Source organism: Apibacter sp. B3919, from assembly GCF_026537405.1.
Classification (GTDB): domain Bacteria; phylum Bacteroidota; class Bacteroidia; order Flavobacteriales; family Weeksellaceae; genus Apibacter.
Genome location: NZ_JAFNMG010000002.1, coordinates 453,058 through 468,926, shown reverse-complemented (window position 1 = coordinate 468,926; position 15,869 = coordinate 453,058). Strand labels below are relative to the sequence as shown.

The 15,869-nt window shown below is 29.2% G+C and carries 13 protein-coding genes and 1 tRNA gene; 5 read left to right on the top strand and 9 right to left on the bottom strand.

Translation table 11 applies throughout. The features are described 5' to 3' along the window. Positions 1 to 104: 104 nt before the first annotated feature. The 6 genes from J3U20_RS05445 to J3U20_RS05420 all read right to left on the bottom strand — a co-directional run bounded on the left by J3U20_RS05445 (position 105) and on the right by J3U20_RS05420 (position 6,035). Positions 105 to 1,736 carry a M1 family metallopeptidase gene (locus tag J3U20_RS05445; protein ID WP_160541943.1) on the bottom strand — a complete coding sequence of 544 codons (1,632 nt, stop codon included), beginning with the start codon at positions 1,734 to 1,736 and terminating at the stop codon, positions 105 to 107. Positions 1,737 to 2,096: 360 nt separating this feature from the next. After that, positions 2,097 to 2,170, bottom strand: a tRNA-Arg gene (locus J3U20_RS05440). An 82-nt stretch (positions 2,171 to 2,252) separates the two neighbouring features. Then, positions 2,253 to 3,323 carry an acyltransferase family protein gene (locus tag J3U20_RS05435; RefSeq protein ID WP_160541942.1) on the bottom strand — a complete coding sequence of 357 codons (1,071 nt, stop codon included), beginning with the start codon at positions 3,321 to 3,323 and terminating at the stop codon, positions 2,253 to 2,255. A 28-nt stretch (positions 3,324 to 3,351) separates the two neighbouring features. After that, positions 3,352 to 4,014 carry an HAD family hydrolase gene (locus J3U20_RS05430; protein ID WP_160541941.1) on the bottom strand — a complete coding sequence of 221 codons (663 nt, stop codon included), beginning with the start codon at positions 4,012 to 4,014 and terminating at the stop codon, positions 3,352 to 3,354. 15 nt (positions 4,015 to 4,029) lie between these two features. After that, the gene (locus tag J3U20_RS05425) at positions 4,030 to 4,608 is read right to left on the bottom strand and encodes a sugar transferase (RefSeq protein ID WP_160541940.1); all 579 of its coding nucleotides are present in this window, start codon (positions 4,606 to 4,608) and stop codon (positions 4,030 to 4,032) included. Positions 4,609 to 4,712: 104 nt separating this feature from the next. Beyond that, a complete protein-coding gene (locus tag J3U20_RS05420) occupies positions 4,713 to 6,035 on the bottom strand; it encodes an ammonium transporter (protein WP_160541939.1) in 1,323 nt (440 codons plus the stop codon). 682 nt (positions 6,036 to 6,717) lie between these two features. Here J3U20_RS05420 and J3U20_RS05415 point away from each other — a divergent pair. From J3U20_RS05415 to J3U20_RS05405, 3 genes are all read left to right on the top strand, one after another. Next, a complete protein-coding gene (locus tag J3U20_RS05415; RefSeq protein WP_160541938.1) occupies positions 6,718 to 8,382 on the top strand; it encodes a hypothetical protein in 1,665 nt (554 codons plus the stop codon). Positions 8,383 to 8,616: 234 nt separating this feature from the next. After that, the gene (gene lysS, locus J3U20_RS05410; RefSeq protein WP_160541937.1) at positions 8,617 to 10,317 is read left to right on the top strand and encodes a lysine--tRNA ligase; all 1,701 of its coding nucleotides are present in this window, start codon (positions 8,617 to 8,619) and stop codon (positions 10,315 to 10,317) included. 181 nt (positions 10,318 to 10,498) lie between these two features. Further along, complete coding sequence (locus J3U20_RS05405) at positions 10,499 to 11,083, top strand: cysteine dioxygenase (protein ID WP_160541936.1); 585 nt, start codon at positions 10,499 to 10,501, stop codon at positions 11,081 to 11,083. 250 nt (positions 11,084 to 11,333) lie between these two features. Here the strand turns inward: J3U20_RS05405 and J3U20_RS05400 are convergent, their stop codons facing one another. From J3U20_RS05400 to J3U20_RS05390, 3 genes are all read right to left on the bottom strand, one after another. After that, on the bottom strand, positions 11,334 to 12,992 hold the full coding sequence (locus J3U20_RS05400) for a tetratricopeptide repeat protein (protein WP_160541935.1): 1,659 nt from the start codon (positions 12,990 to 12,992) through the stop codon (positions 11,334 to 11,336). Positions 12,993 to 13,091: 99 nt separating this feature from the next. Beyond that, positions 13,092 to 13,985 (bottom strand): PstS family phosphate ABC transporter substrate-binding protein, encoded by an 894-nt coding sequence (locus tag J3U20_RS05395; RefSeq protein ID WP_160541934.1) that lies wholly within the window; start codon positions 13,983 to 13,985, stop codon positions 13,092 to 13,094. Then, positions 13,975 to 14,172: a C4-dicarboxylate ABC transporter gene (locus tag J3U20_RS05390; protein WP_105298037.1), complete on the bottom strand. Its 198-nt coding sequence runs from the start codon at positions 14,170 to 14,172 to the stop codon at positions 13,975 to 13,977. The genes J3U20_RS05395 and J3U20_RS05390 overlap by 11 nt, the downstream gene beginning before the upstream one ends. A gap of 99 nt (positions 14,173 to 14,271) precedes the next feature. On the opposite strand from J3U20_RS05390, the gene tsaE reads away from it, so the two are divergent. Together tsaE and J3U20_RS05380 are read left to right on the top strand one after the other, a co-directional pair. Next, positions 14,272 to 14,673 carry a tRNA (adenosine(37)-N6)-threonylcarbamoyltransferase complex ATPase subunit type 1 TsaE gene (tsaE, locus tag J3U20_RS05385; RefSeq protein WP_160541933.1) on the top strand — a complete coding sequence of 134 codons (402 nt, stop codon included), beginning with the start codon at positions 14,272 to 14,274 and terminating at the stop codon, positions 14,671 to 14,673. Position 14,674: 1 nt separating this feature from the next. Continuing rightward, the gene (locus tag J3U20_RS05380) at positions 14,675 to 15,868 is read left to right on the top strand and encodes an alanine dehydrogenase (RefSeq protein ID WP_160541932.1); all 1,194 of its coding nucleotides are present in this window, start codon (positions 14,675 to 14,677) and stop codon (positions 15,866 to 15,868) included. The last annotated feature ends 1 nt before the right edge of the window (position 15,869 follow it).

Sequence of the window (15,869 nt, the reverse complement as noted above, 5' to 3'; positions counted from 1 at the left end):
TGCTAAGTATTTAAATTTTATGTTCTTAACCTATCTTTTTGCTACAATGATTGGATTTATAAGTATTTCAATTATTACCATTAAAAAGTTGAAAAAGAAATGAGTTATTCATTTGATTTATAGACTTTAACATAAAAATTTTCATCAACATAAAATTTATTGATTAAATTCTTAGATTTGAAGGATTTCCAATTTTCTGTAGGTTTAATTTTACCTATAGACGTGTTTATTTCCATTGAAAAGCCATTAACAACGTTTGACCATTTATAAAATAAGGTATTATCTTTTATATAATAATTTAATACGGGTATATCTACAGTTCTTAAATATTGGTCAAAAATTTTAGAAAAATTAATTCCTGATTTTTCTGATATATAATTTTCTATTTGACTCGAAGTAACAGTTTGATGATAAAAATCTTGGTTTAAACCTCTGAGTATATTTCTGAATAGTTCATCATTTCCGATAATTTGTCTTATGGTATGTATCATATTGGCTCCTTTATCATACATATCTGTACTTCCTTTTTTATTTTTAGAATACGTTCCTATAATGGGAATATCATTTTTAATATTCTTTCTTTGTCCTATTATATACCTATTTGCTTTTTCCTTTCCATAAAAATATTCAACAAATAACGTTTCCGAATAGGTAGTGAATGCTTCATGTATCCACATGTCCGCAATATCCGCATTAGAAATATTGTTGCCAAACCATTCGTGTCCAGATTCGTGAACTATAATAAAATCCCAATCCAACCCTATACCCGTGTCACTTCTGTCTTGACCTAAATAGCCATTTTTATAATTATTGCCATAAGCAATTGCACTTTGATGTTCCATGCCTAAATAAGGCGCTTCAACGATCTTATAACCATCCTCATAAAAAGGATACGGGCCGAACCAATATTCAAACGCTTCAAGCATCTTTTTTACTTGTGAAAATTGAAATTTAGCTTTATTTAAATTTTCAGGCATAACCCAATAACTTAATTCTAAATTTCCTTTTTCTCCCTTATATTCATCTTTAAAATTTACATAATCTCCTATATAGGGAATTATATTGTATGAATTTATGGGATTAATCACCTGCCATTTAAAATAATTTTTTTGTGATTCATTCCAGTTATCTTTAAGTTTCCCATTGCCTATACCTTTTAAATGGTTATTGGTAACAATAGTTAAGGTCATTCCTTCATCCGGCTCATCTCCCAAATAGCCCTTGCATGGAAACCACACACTAGCTCCAATGCCTTCACAAGCAACGGTCATCCAATCTTTACCATTTCTATCTTTAGAAAATATCCAACCTCCATCCCAGGGAGCATTTTCTGCAATTTTGGGTTTTCCGCTAAAATAAATAATGAGTTCCTGATCAACATTTTCTTTTTCTGCATTGCGACTTATGTCTAAATAATAAAAATTTCCTTTTTTTACATATGGTATACGGTTATTTTTTACAGTCAAAATACTATCAATATTCATTGGATTTTGAAGGTCTATTTGAATTATTTCAGATCCTTTATTTTGGAATTTAATTTTGTTTGATCCTTTTAGAAATTTTGCTTTAAAGTCCGGTTCAATGATTAGGTCATAATGTTTTACATCCCAATGTTCTATATACTTATTTTTATTACTCTCTATCGAATCTTTAAATATAAATAAAGCTCTTTCTTGAGCAACAAAAATTAGTGGGAAGAATAAAAATATAACGTGTTGAAATTTAAGAGATTTCATAAAGAAAACTTTAACGATGGATCTATTTGCTAAACTAATTATATAAAAGAACGTATAGGATGTAAGTATCTTGTACTTTACTTTAATTATTGTAAAATAGTTTTAGAACATGAAAAGTTTATTATACGTATTGGTAAAAAATTTTAGACACTAATGAACATCACTCTAATTTAATCGTATTTCACATTTGAAGCCAAATTACTTACTATGTAGTTAATTTCAATTAATAAATCCTAACAAACTATTTTGATGTAATTTAATTAAACATTATACATTAATTAAAATTGTTAAAATTCTAATTTCAATAAAAAAAGTCATTAAAAACAAGCTATTTAACTCGTTTAAAATGACTTACTTTAGTGACCGCGGAAGGAGTCGAACCCTCAACCTTCAGAGCCGTAATCTGACGCTCTATCCAATTGAGCTACGCGGCCATTTATTTTGCGTGCAAAGCTAATAAATTTTTTTTTTCTATTAAAATCTTTTTGAATTTTTCAATAAATTTTCATTATTCTTTCAAATCCTTTTATTTAATAATACTTTTTTTAAAACTCTAGTTATAGGGCTTTCTAAATATTTATAGCTTAGTAATGAAAAAATGCAAGCTAATGAAGCAATAAGTAAAGGTATGAAAAGTATTTCCTTTCCTAAAAAATTATAGATACTATTTATGGTAGCCACTCCAATATGATAGTGAATTAAATATAAAGAATATGAGGCAACGCCCAATCTACAAACCCATTTATTATTTAAAAAAGAAAGATATTTTGGAAAATAAACGAAAATTAAAAACAATAACAAAATGGAAAGGTAAATAAACAATAGCTTTATATCTTTCCCCCAAATTGTTAAAATAACTATCAATATAATCATTATGCTTAAGTTCTTATATTCTTTTTTATTGTTGTATAATTTATATAAAAAAAGCCCCACAAGAAACCATAAACATTCATGAAAAAAAATAAATCCTCTACTGACAAATTTATAGTATTTAATTTTTTCCGGAGATATAAAATTTTTCAAAATTTCATGTCCCATTTCACTTGAAAATAAAAGAAAAATCGGTATGCCTATTATACAAGTCAATATATAATTTCTTATCATTTTTTTAGGCGACAGAAAATATAAAAATCCTATTAAAAAATAAAAATTCACCTCAACCCATAAGCTCCAATATGCATTATCTATATAGTAATATTTGGTATAACCGACGAATATATCTACGAAATTTGGATCTATAAATGTATTAGCTATGTAATAATTAATTATATTTTTAGAACTGTAATATCCTTCGCCTGTATATATATAACTAAAAAATAAGAAAGTACATGTTGAACAAATAAACATCCCCGGAGCTAACCGAATATATCTTTTTTTTAAGAATTGTAGATAATTTTTAGAATTTTCCAATGATATAGAAATAACAAAACCGGATATAATGAAAAAGATTTGAACCCCTAAATATCCTTGATAAGCTAAAAATTTAACTATTTCATTTTTTGAAAAATTATAATAATGTCCTAAAACAACCATTCCTATAGCTAACACTCTAAGTCCATCTAATATAGGCACTCTTGAATTTTTCATAATTTAATTTACTTATGGCAGTTAGATTTTAATTATTTTTTACCAACCTTAAAATTTCTTCAGGTCTTTTTACTATGTATTCGGCTCCATATTTTTTAAGTTCTTCTTCAGATCTAAATCCCCATAGAACCCCTATACTTGTTATGCCTGCATTTACAGCTGTTTGCATATCTGTTCCGGTATCTCCAACATAAATTATTTCTTCTTTATTTGTTATACCTAATTCATTCATAATATCGTAAACAATCTGTGGATTCGGCTTCATGGGAACGTTAGTTCTTTGTCCAAAAACAGATGAAAATTTTATTTCACTAAAATATTTTTTTACTAATTCTTGAGCACCTACCATAAATTTATTGGATGCTACTGCCATTTTTATATTCATGGAACTCAGTGATTTTAACATTTCAATTACTCCGTCATAGGGTGCTGTCTTTATAGCTGAATGCTTAGTATAGTATTCAATGAATTCATCTTTAATTTTTTCAATTACCTCAAGATCACTTTTTAATTCGGATGGCAAAGCTCTTTCAATCAATTGAGTCATTCCATTACCTACAAAATTTTTGTATGAATCTAAAGCATGTACCGGTAAATGATTTTTTTCTAAAATATAATTACATGAATCAGCTAAATCATTTAGCGTGTTAAGTAAAGTTCCGTCTAAATCAAAAATAGCTAACTTAATCATAATTTTATTTTTTTTTTATTTTACAAATATAGTTTTAAACATATAGTTAAAATCTCCCTTTAAAGACCAATTTTTTACATAATCTTTATTTATATTAATTTTATCCTTCCAAATGATCGTATCATTATATAATTGTGGATCTTCAACTTTAGATAAAATTTCCTCTTCATTTCTGTATTTTAGTTGAGCCGGACCTGTAATCCCAGGCTTTACGGAAAGAATAATTTTATCTTCCCCTTCTAATTTGTCCGCATAACCCGGAACATCGGGCCTGGGACCCACCCAAGACATATCACCCATAAGAATATTTAAAATTTGGGGTAATTCATCCAATTTATATTTTCTTAAAAATTTACCTAATTGGGTGATTTGCATTTTATCTGTAGTGACCGTTGATGTATATACCCCTTTCATCGTTCTAAATTTGAACAAACTGAAATGTTTACCATTTTTACCTATTCTATTTTGAGTAAAGATTCCAATCATACCTGTGTCAAATGTAACCGCAATAAATATAATTATCATGGGTACAAGAAAAATAATAAAGCATATTAATGCTAATAAATAATCTGCTATAATTTTATTTTTCTTCATACTATTTATTATACAAAATTATAAAAGAAAAAGGATTTCTTACGAAATCCTTTTCCTATTAAGCACCTTTTAAAATAAACATTGAATAAATATTCTAATAACTATTAAAAAACTTTTTCACCGTGTTGTGATATATCTAAACCTAATTCTTCTTTATCAGGGTCAACTCTTAATGGAATAATTTTATTTACAATAAATAATAATAACAACGTTCCAAAAAAAACAAATATGGAAACGGCAATCATTGCTATAAAGTGATTAACAAACAATGTGATCTCTCCAAAAAACAATCCGTTTGAAGGAATATCTTTATTTATAGACTTATCCGCGAAAACTCCGGTTAAGAGCATTCCTACCATACCTCCCACTCCATGACAAGGAAAAACGTCTAAGGTGTCATCTACACCGTTAGTATGGAAAAATTTAACCATGTAAAAACTAATCACGCTGGCAATTAATCCGATAAACAACGAATGCCCTAAAGAAACAAATCCTGCACCCGGGGTTATAGCTACTAAACCGACTACCGCCCCTACACAAACTCCTACTGAAGATAATTTTTTTCCATTTATTTTTTCTAAAAATCCCCAAGTTAAAGCACTTAAAGCAGAAGCTGCCGTTGTATTTGCAAAAGCTAGTACACCTAACTCATTAGCCGCAAACGATGATCCCGCATTAAATCCAAACCAACCAATCCAAAGCAAACTGGCGCCTAAAATTACATAAGGTATTTGTGCAGCTGCTAGAGTTGTATCTCTTCTTTTTTTCAAAAAAATAGCTCCTGCTAAGGCAGCCCAACCGGAACTCATATGAACCACCGTGCCTCCGGCAAAATCCAATATTCCTGCCTTTGCCAATATTCCTTCCGGATGCCATGTAGCATGTGCCAGGGGGGAGTAAATAAAAATTGAAAACATAACTATAAATAATAAATAACCCCAGAATTTTATACGCTCTGCTACACCTCCCGAAATTAATGCCGGAGTTATAATGGCAAATTTTAATTGAAAGAGGGCAAATAAAAGTATGGGTATGGTAGGAGCTCCTACCCAGGCAGAAGTTGTTCCAATTCCTTGCATAAACATATGAGGTAATGGATTTCCTATGACCCCCCCTATATCCGGTCCGAATGCCAATCCAAACTCAAAGATAAACCATAAAACGGTTATTGTCACCATAGCTATAAAGCTCTGAAATATAGTGCTTATTATATTTTTACTGTTAACCATTCCTCCATAAAAAAAACCTACTCCGGGAGTCATTAAAAAAACAAGCACTGAGGCTACTAACATCCAAGCTACATCAGCAGAATTAAAATTTATGCCTTCTGCAACTGCTTTTGAAGACTCTGCTGAAAATAATGTATTTGAAAAAAGGCTTACTAAACCTACAAATATTAAAATTAGAATTAAAATATATTTACGCATACCCAATATTTTATACAGCAAAAATATAATTTTTTAATTAAAAACAAAATAAACATATGTTTTTTAACGGGTATAAATTATAAATATTTAAATATTTAAGAATACACCCCTATTTTTTAATGCCAAAATTTATTTTTATTGCATTTAATTTATATATTATATTGGATAAAAATTTAATCTAAACATTTGATTATTTAAATCGTTTAATATATTTATCTCTTATTTAAAGAACTCTTCGTGCACTTTCTTAAAAGAAAGTAATTCGTTACACAATGAATTATTCAACTTATAAAAACTATAAAAATATATTTATAAACATCTGTAAGTACTCAAATTAAATTTATTTTATATAATTTTTTTAAAAAATTTTTATAATATTTGCGATTCATTCAATAGTATTTTAAAAATAAAACCCACAAGTTCTTTTCAAACTTGACTTGCAAAATTCTTTTAAAAATGTACTTAGTATTAAACATTTCTTATGCAAACACCAATTCTATAAAAATTATTACATATAAACTACTATATAATTATACGTTAAATGTATTTAGATAAATATTAATGTATTTTATTTCTATATATTAAAAAATAATATATATTTATCCGAAATTAAAAACTATATTAATGGAAGTTATAAACAACTGATTTTAAATGAATTACTAATTTTTTAATAACAATTTTTATGAAAAAAATTCTTTTAACACTTAGCACTATTTTAGCGCTATATTCATGTAATAATGAAGACTTACATGATGGTTCATCCCCCTCTCATTCTTTGAATGATAAGAAAATTATCAATCAGTCCGGCTCTATACAAGGAGTTACCTATTCATTTGATAATGTGGAAGTAAATCCTAATTTAGTAACCTTGAATACAGAAAATAGTTCTATTCTTAGTACTAAAGAGGAGTTATCAAGAGGATTTATTAGTTTACAAAACATATCTGAAAAAATCGGTAAAGAATTAATCCCGGGTAATACGGTTTATTTAATTACCCAAGATTCGACGTATATAAGAAATATTACCTCAATTAATCAGAAAAATGATATTTATAATTTAGAAACAACGGATGCCAATATAGGCGATGTTTTTGAAAACGGTACTTTAAGCTTATCTTTAAATATTGATGATACTAATAAGAATAGTTCTTTACTTGCGCTTAAAAATGCATACGATAAAGAATACGTTTTTCATCCTTTGATTTTTAATAAAGAATTTCGTGTAAAAGGGCTAATTTTTAATCCGGACAGTAAATTAACCCCTTCTATCGCTGTAAAATTAGGTTTTGATAAATCACGCATTATACCTAGCGTAATTGAGATGTATTATAACAGCCATACAGAATATAATCCAACTTTAACATTAGATAAAGACTTTAAGGGTAAATTTTCTCATGATTTTATCGATAATGTTCCACAAATCCTGATCGATTATTTAAAAAAATATAGTGTAGAAATTAAAATTCCTACCGGCAAATATTTAGGAGACGTTCCGGTTAAAATAAGTGTAAATCAAATTAATTTTCCAACTGAAATTGAAGCAAACGTTTACAGAGGATCTAGCGTGAGCTTTAAAGCCGAAGGTAATATAAAATTAGGTGTTAAATTTACACTTGATAATAATCCGGATTATATCTATGAAAATGGAATTCAAAAAATAGACGGATTTAATAACAATTTATACGGAGAAGTTTTAACCGACATGAAATTTATCATCATACCTCAAGTTCAAGTTTTCCAATCTAAATTAATTGATGTTAAAGGTAAAATAACTGTAGGACTTAAAACTTCTAATATAGGTAATGGAACTTCTTCAGATGACTCTAAAAGTTTTTCACAAGGAACAGTTTATACTTCTGCGGCATTCACTTTTTCAAGTTTAGGTTTACCTGCCTTTACCACCGATATTTTCAAAAAATCAATAAATATATGGAAAAAAGGAGAATATATTAATTCTGTTTCTTTTTCAAATTTTAAAGTGGGTAAAGCTACCATTGTACCATGCAGCGGTTTGACCTCTTTTGGATATGATGTTTTGTTAGATTATAAATACAGCTTACCAGGTAAAACAATTTCCGGTGATTTAGAAATAACTTATGATGTATATGCTGATAATGGAACTCTTCTTGAGTCCAATAAAACAGTCAAAGTATTACCATATAATGTAACTTCTAACTCATTTAAATTCAACATGTGTATTCCTTTCAGAAAAATCAATTTCTTCAATATATCTAAAATTAGTTATGTTAAAAATATAACTATTAAAGATGCTAACGGTTATATAGCGAATGGAATATTAGACCCATTGACCGGAAGCCCGGTTACTGAAATTGCATTTGTAAGGTAATTTTTCTTAGTAATATATTAGTAAAGGTAGACGCTCATTGTCTACCTTTTTTTATAGAACTAATATTTCCTCAAAAAAATCAAAATGTATAACATTAAAATTATCAATTTTTAAATTTTTCTTAAGATGTATAAGATATCGTGAAGAATTTTTAAAAAGAATAGTAAATAAATACGGTAAACATTTTAAAGGACTTACAGATTATTACTAAATTTGCACGATAAAATTGTTATTATGCAACTTTCAGAACAAGAACTAATTCGAAGAGAAAAATTACAAAAACTTAAGGATGCGGGTATCGATCCATATCCCGCTGCAGAATATAAAGTTACGCATACTGCCCAAGAAATAAAAGATCAATTTAAAGAAGGAGAGAAGGTTGTGATTGCCGGAAGACTTATGTCTAATCGTATTCAGGGAAAAGCGGGTTTTTCTGAGCTGCAAGACACCACCGGGCGTATTCAGCTGTATTTTAACAGAGATGTAATTTGTCCCGACGATGATAAATTTAAATATAACGATTTTTATAAAAAATTGCTCGATTTAGGTGATTTTATAGGAGTTGAAGGAGAATTATTTGTCACTAAAATGGGCGAAAAAACCGTAATGGTTAACGATTTTAAACTTCTTTCAAAGGTATTGCGACCGCTTCCTCTACCTAAAGTTGATGAAGAAGGAAAAGTCCATGATGCATTTAATGATCCTGAATTAAGATATAGAATGAGATATGTTGACTTAGTAGTTAATCCTCATATAAAAGAAATTTTTATTAAACGGACTCGTCTGTTTAATGCTATGAGATCCTTTTTTAATGATAAAGGATATTTTGAGGTTGAAACCCCTATACTTCAATCCATTCCCGGTGGAGCTGCGGCTCGACCGTTTATAACCCATCATAACGCCTTAAATATTCCATTATATTTACGAATTGCAAATGAATTATATTTAAAACGTCTTATTGTTGCCGGTTTTGAAGGTGTTTACGAATTCTCTAAAAACTTCAGAAATGAAGGAATGGACAGAACGCATAATCCTGAATTTACTGCAATGGAAATTTACGTTGCTTATAAGGATTATAATTGGATGATGAAGTTTACTGAACAATTATTGGAACATTGCGCCCTAGCAGTAAACGGAACAACCCGAGCAACATTTGGAGAGCATGAAATTGATTTTAAAGCTCCTTATGCCCGAATTTCCATGACCGATGCTATTAAAAAATTTACGGGATTTGATATAACAGGAAAATCTGAGGAGGAATTGAGAAATGCAGCAAAAGAAATGGGTGTTGAGGTGGATGAAACTATGGGTAAAGGAAAAATCATCGATGAAATATTCGGAGAAAAATGTGAAGGTAATTTTATACAACCAACCTTTATTACTGATTATCCCAAAGAAATGTCTCCATTAACTAAACAGCACCGAGATAATCCTGAATTAACCGAACGTTTTGAATTAATGGTTTGCGGAAAAGAAATTGCTAATTCTTATTCAGAATTAAATGATCCCATAGATCAAAGAGAACGTTTTGAAGAACAATTAAAATTGTCTGAAAAAGGAGATGATGAAGCGATGTTTATTGATCAGGATTTTTTACGTGCATTGGAGTTCGGTATGCCTCCTACTGCAGGTTTAGGTATAGGAATGGATCGATTAATCATGTTCCTTACTAATAATCCGTCTATACAAGAAGTATTATTTTTCCCGCAAATGAAACCCGAGCAAAAAGCATTTTCTATTGAACATTCTGAGGAAGAAAAGATTATCATCAAATTATTACAAGATAATAATTCTTCTATGGAATTAAGTGAATTAAAATCTTTGGCCGGGCTAAGTGGAAAAAAATGGGACAAAGCCATGAAATCGCTTTCTAAACATTCATTGATTACTGTTACTGTTACAAATGAAAATAAAACAGTTGAATTAATTTCTTAAAATAAAATTTTTAAAAAATACAATATTTAAGGCTATCTTTTTTAGATAGCCTTTTTAAATTAAAATTAAATTTAAAAATGAACTAAAAAAATGTTTTTATTATCTACTAAATCTATAGGGATTGGATGATATTAAATTCATATTTATTATCTTTGTTTAAAATCAAAATAAATAAATGATTATGGAAACCATATTTAAAAATAAAAGTCAAGAATTACTTAGCAGTATTGAAAATCTAAAATTAAGTAATTCTGATTACGAACAAGTTGCATCAGAATTATTTAAATATAATTTTAATGATTACGATGCAGCTTTTTCTATTAATAAAGTAAATGTTCCGGAAGGCAGTTATGTTCGTTTACCTATTTATGCTAATAAATGCTGTGCAATTTTAATGCTTTGGGGAATAAATAATAAAACTGCCATTCATGACCACTTAAACTATGACGGATTAATAAAAGTTTTAAAAGGAAATCTTACAGAAGTTAGTTACATTGAAGATAAAAATTTCATAGTATACGAAGGAGAAGGCGTAGCTCCTGAAGGTGCTATTTTTCCTGAAGATTTAGGAGGTATTCATTCGGTAGTTAATAATTCTTCGGAAATATCTGTTAGCTTACATATCTATCACACTCCTCAAACTTCTTTAAAAGGTGTTAGAATTTTTGATATTGTAAATAGAAAAATAGCCATCTTAAATGATAAGGCTACATCCTGTTCATGGAATTTACCTGAAGATAATTACGAGAAAATCACTCAATTATAACTAGTATAATCTAGTATAATTTTAAAATATTTAAATTCTAACTCAGATTGAGTTAGAATTTTTTAATTAAATATTAATTCATATTCGTCAATTTTAAACCCTAACCAAGTATTCAACCTCTACTTTTCAGATATTAATTCTAATCTTATATTTTCTAATTTTTTTGAACTTTACAACTTATAAAGTTTAGCAATAAAAAAAGCTATTCCATTTAAATGAAATAGCTGTTTAATCTTATTAATTGTAAAAATTATTGTAAAAGTTTTTGAAGATTTAAAGCATCTGCATTTTGAGGATCCACAGATAATGTTTTTTTCAAATAAGTTTCTGCTTTATCTTTATTTCCTTCATGATATTCTTTATAAGCGAAAAATGTATAGGCAATAGCTAAATAGGCTTTTTCATTGGCTGAATATTCTTTCTTCGGTTCAACCATATCAATATATTTTTGGAAGGCTTGAGCTGTAAGACCGCTCTTATCACTCGAATCATACGCGTATAATGCCATACCTTTTCCGGCATAAGCTACTTCCCAGGTAGGAATTAGAGAAATCAATTGGTCCCATGATGCAACAGAGCCTAAATAATCTTTAGCTTCGTATTGTTCTAAAGCTAAATTATACCATGAAGTTGTATCTTTAGCATCAGCCGCAACCGATTTTTTCAAAGCCTCAATTTTAGGATTAGTTATAGATGCTTCTGTTTTAGCTCCCGGTTGTAAGGATAAAAGAATAGATTGATAATCATAGGTTTTATCTCCATGACCGATGGCTTTGGTTAAATTCAGTATCGCGGTTTTGGTTAATTCCTCTTTTTCTTGACCGTTTGCAGTTTTAAGTAATGAGGCTTGTATTTTTCCTAAAACTCCATAATCTGAACCTTCTCTTTTTGATTCAGGAATGGTTTGTAAATATTGATTTATATTTTTATAGGCTTCGGAAAAATCTGAATTTTCAATTAAATCCAATGCTTTTAACTTAAATTTTAACGGATCGGATATATCATTCCAATTTCTAGTCAGTAAATCTAAAGACTTTGCATAATCTTTAATAAAATAGGAAACTTTAGCTAATTCAAATTGAGTTTCGGCATCGTTGTTCCCTGACAAAGAAATATATTTTTGTAAGTTTTTAAAAGCTTCATTATAATTACCACTTCTCACATTAAAGTCTGACAAATATTTGTATGTTAATGGATAATTAGGATTAGCTGCTATGGCCTTGTCAAAATTTTCTGCAGCTAATTTTCCTTGTCCATTGGTTCGCCCCCATATGTTTCCTATTAATGCATAAGGTATGGATTTATCTGCGGCAATTCCTAAGGCTTTGGTATAATTGGAAACCGCCTTACCCGGATCTTTTTTTTCAAAATAGGCATTTCCTAAAACTATATAGTATTCGGACTTATCTTTATTCTTAACCAAGTCTAATAACTTTTGGCCATATTCGATACTTTTATCATAATCTGTACTTTCCGGCTTATTGGTAAATAATTGATAGGCTTTTGATATTTGAAATAATACATCCGCATTTTTGTACTTAGATCCTTTGGCGATGGATTCAAATTCTGCATTTGCTTCCGATTTTTTTCCTTGATATAATTTTATTGTCGCCAATCCGATTTTGTTTAAATCAGATTTTGGATCTAAAGCCAAACCTTTATTAAAATATTGTGAAGCCATTTCTAGATCAGGTTTAGAAATTGATAAATAATATGCCCCTAAATAATAATAATTGTCTGCTGATGGTGATTGAGCTGCTAATTTTTCAAAAGTATTTTTAGCCTTGCTATATTGATCGCTTTCTAAATACTTAATACCTTCTTGAATACTTTGTGCATTCATAAATCCTGATAACATCATAGCAGAGATTACAAATGTTGCACCTATTTCTTTTTTCGCGTAATTCATTCTAAATTTTTATTTATTTTTATTTTTATTTTATTTTTAACTATTATTTGTATTCTAATAGTATTAAAATTATTTATTTTTTAAACTATTTTTTAAAATTTATCTTCCATGAAGCTCAATCCTTCTTTCATACAAATAATAGGGTTGAAGTCCTGCCCTTTTAACAATAAGCTGTCCTCTCTGAGAGCCACAAAATCTTGAAAAACTGCTCCCTATTTTAAAACTGTTTTCAGCATTTAATAGAAAAACTCTTTTGGTGAAAGGGTATATACCTTCACGCAAATTAGGCACCGTCGGATTTATTAAATTACCATCCGCTCTTCTTATAGGCAATATTCTCACTTTTGAAAGGAACTCCTTAACTTCATTACTATTTTCTTCACTTAATACATCCAAACCAATAATTCCTATATGAGAGCTATTTTTACTAATAAATTGGATTACCTCTTTTCCATTTGAAAATGAGTTAATTTTTTGATTTTTAGCAAGTTTAAACCCTAATTTTTTTTTTAAATTATTAAAATTACTTGAATTTCCTCCATCAAATACAAATTTACTATCATTTGAAATAATATTTGATTTTAAAGAAGTTTGGTCAATTTCTTTAATGGAACTTTCTTTTGACACAACAAAAATGGTTGCATCACACGCTATTTGTGTTGAAATATAAGTAACATTGGTATGATTATATAAAATTCCGGCTTCTTCTGAAGATAAATCTCTGGTAGTCATTGCTAAGGAAACCTTACCGTTCAAAAGATAAGCGATCACTAAATCTTCAACTTCCGGCTTGAATAAAATTTTTGTTTCGGGATAAGAGGATTGAAAAACTTCAACTAAAGCAGAGCCTAAATTAATAAGTGACGGATCAATAGCTAAAGTTATATTCCCTTGCCTATACGCTTGTTTCTTTTTTATATCTTCTTGGCACGAAATACATATAATTAAAAAAGCTAAAAATACTATGGGGCTGATTATTAATCTATTGTTCATTTTGTCTAATATATTTAGTCGCTCGATAAGCTCTAAAAAATCCGTAAACTATTAATAATCCCCCTAAAATCCAAGAGTATTCAGGTTCTAATTCAATAAAAAACTTTTTATAAACAATAATTAATATTCCTATTATAAAATACCCAATTCCAATAAATATGGAAAGTGATTTATAACTTAGCTTCATACTTCTTTTTTTGAAGAATTCTAAATAACAAATATAAAAATATTTATTTACTTATCTTTGCAGTTACTATTCTTATAATCTTTTTAAAAAATAAATTATATGGATTATGTTATCAATACATTTTCAGACTTAGAAGATGTTGCTAAAGAAATAATTTCAAATTCAAAATATAAAATTTTTACACTTAAGGGAAATCTAGGTGCCGGAAAAACCACTTTAGTAAAATATTTATGCAAAACACTTGAATGCCATGATACCATAACCAGTCCAACTTTTTCATTAGTAAATGAATACCTGTGTCCTGCAGGTAGAATTTATCACTTTGATTTATATCGAATTAAATATATGGAAGAATTAATAAATATTGGTTTTTATGAATACATAGATTCCGATAATTATTGTTTTATAGAATGGCCGGATATATGTGAAAATGAATTACCTGAACATCATAAAATTTTATTAAATTTGATGGATCAAACCAGGCACTTAACATTTAACTAATATGGGTATTTATACACCTTTTTCCGAAGAAGAGTTGATTCCCCTGGAGGAACGAATTGAAGTGATAAAAAAAGGAGGAAAATGCAGTATTGGTATTCCTAAAGAAGATCATTTGATTGAAAGCAGGATTGCTCTCACTCCCGATGCTGTATCGGTTCTAAGCTCTAATGGTATTGATATCATAATGGAAAGTGGAGCCGGTTTAGGGGCTCATTATTCCGATGCTTTATATTCCGAAGCAGGGGCAAAAATTTCATACGACCCTAATGAGGTTATGTCTCAACCCATCATTTTAAAAGTTGAACCTTTATCCATAGATCAAATAAAGCACTTGCAGCCAAATTCCTATTTGATTTCTGCTGTACAAATAAATACTCAATGCAAAGAATATTTCGAAGAACTTTCTAAAAAAAAGATTACGGCTTTAGGATTTGAATATATACGAGACAGCCATAATGAATTATCCATTGTACGACTTATTGGTGAAATAGCCGGAGTTTCCAGCATACTTATTGCCGCTGAATTACTGTCTTCAACTCATGGGGGAAATGGTCTTTTACTAGGAGGAATAACCGGTGTTAGACCGTCCAACGTAGTAATTATAGGAGCAGGAAATGTGGGAGAAAGCGCCGCACGTTCGGCTTTAGGGTTAGGAGCCACCGTAAAAGTGTTTGACAATTCTATTACTCGACTTAGAAGATTTCAAGAATTACTGGGACGACGGTTATATACGTCTACGATAGACCCGAAAGAGCTCAGCAAAGCGTTGATTCGCTGCGATGTTGCCATTGGTTGCTTAAAGGGAGAACTTAGAGCTCCGATTATTGTACCTGAAAATACTGTTAAAAGAATGAAACCGGGATCAGTTGTCATTGATATAAGCATTGATAACGGAGGAGTTTTTGAAACCTCAGAAATAAATGCTAAAAATGAAGCTTTTATTAAACATGAAGTCCTACATTATTGTGTTCCCAACATCACTTCTAAATTTGCAAGAACCGCTTCAAAAGCTTTAAGTAATTTCTTTTTAAGTTATTTTCTCAATCTGAACAATCAAGGAGGATTTGAAGCTATGTTTAGAAAAAACCGTGGAATTTGTCAGGGCATTTATATGTACAAAGGCAGAATAACAAATAGACAGATAGCTTCTTGGTACGACCTGCCGTATCAAGACATTCATTTACTAATTATTTAAG

What these genes read in the sequence shown, in the direction of transcription:
- J3U20_RS05445 (WP_160541943.1), bottom strand. Translation starts at nt 1,736, where the DNA reads ATGAAATCTCTTAAATTTCAACACGTTATATTTTTATTCTTCCCACTA.
- J3U20_RS05435 (WP_160541942.1), bottom strand. Translation starts at nt 3,323, where the DNA reads ATGAAAAATTCAAGAGTGCCTATATTAGATGGACTTAGAGTGTTAGCT.
- J3U20_RS05430 (WP_160541941.1), bottom strand. Translation starts at nt 4,014, where the DNA reads ATGATTAAGTTAGCTATTTTTGATTTAGACGGAACTTTACTTAACACG.
- J3U20_RS05425 (WP_160541940.1), bottom strand. Translation starts at nt 4,608, where the DNA reads ATGAAGAAAAATAAAATTATAGCAGATTATTTATTAGCATTAATATGC.
- J3U20_RS05420 (WP_160541939.1), bottom strand. Translation starts at nt 6,035, where the DNA reads ATGCGTAAATATATTTTAATTCTAATTTTAATATTTGTAGGTTTAGTA.
- J3U20_RS05415 (WP_160541938.1), top strand. Translation starts at nt 6,718, where the DNA reads ATGAAAAAAATTCTTTTAACACTTAGCACTATTTTAGCGCTATATTCA.
- lysS (WP_160541937.1), top strand. Translation starts at nt 8,617, where the DNA reads ATGCAACTTTCAGAACAAGAACTAATTCGAAGAGAAAAATTACAAAAA.
- J3U20_RS05405 (WP_160541936.1), top strand. Translation starts at nt 10,499, where the DNA reads ATGGAAACCATATTTAAAAATAAAAGTCAAGAATTACTTAGCAGTATT.
- J3U20_RS05400 (WP_160541935.1), bottom strand. Translation starts at nt 12,992, where the DNA reads ATGAATTACGCGAAAAAAGAAATAGGTGCAACATTTGTAATCTCTGCT.
- J3U20_RS05395 (WP_160541934.1), bottom strand. Translation starts at nt 13,985, where the DNA reads ATGAACAATAGATTAATAATCAGCCCCATAGTATTTTTAGCTTTTTTA.
- J3U20_RS05390 (WP_105298037.1), bottom strand. Translation starts at nt 14,172, where the DNA reads ATGAAGCTAAGTTATAAATCACTTTCCATATTTATTGGAATTGGGTAT.
- tsaE (WP_160541933.1), top strand. Translation starts at nt 14,272, where the DNA reads ATGGATTATGTTATCAATACATTTTCAGACTTAGAAGATGTTGCTAAA.
- J3U20_RS05380 (WP_160541932.1), top strand. Translation starts at nt 14,675, where the DNA reads ATGGGTATTTATACACCTTTTTCCGAAGAAGAGTTGATTCCCCTGGAG.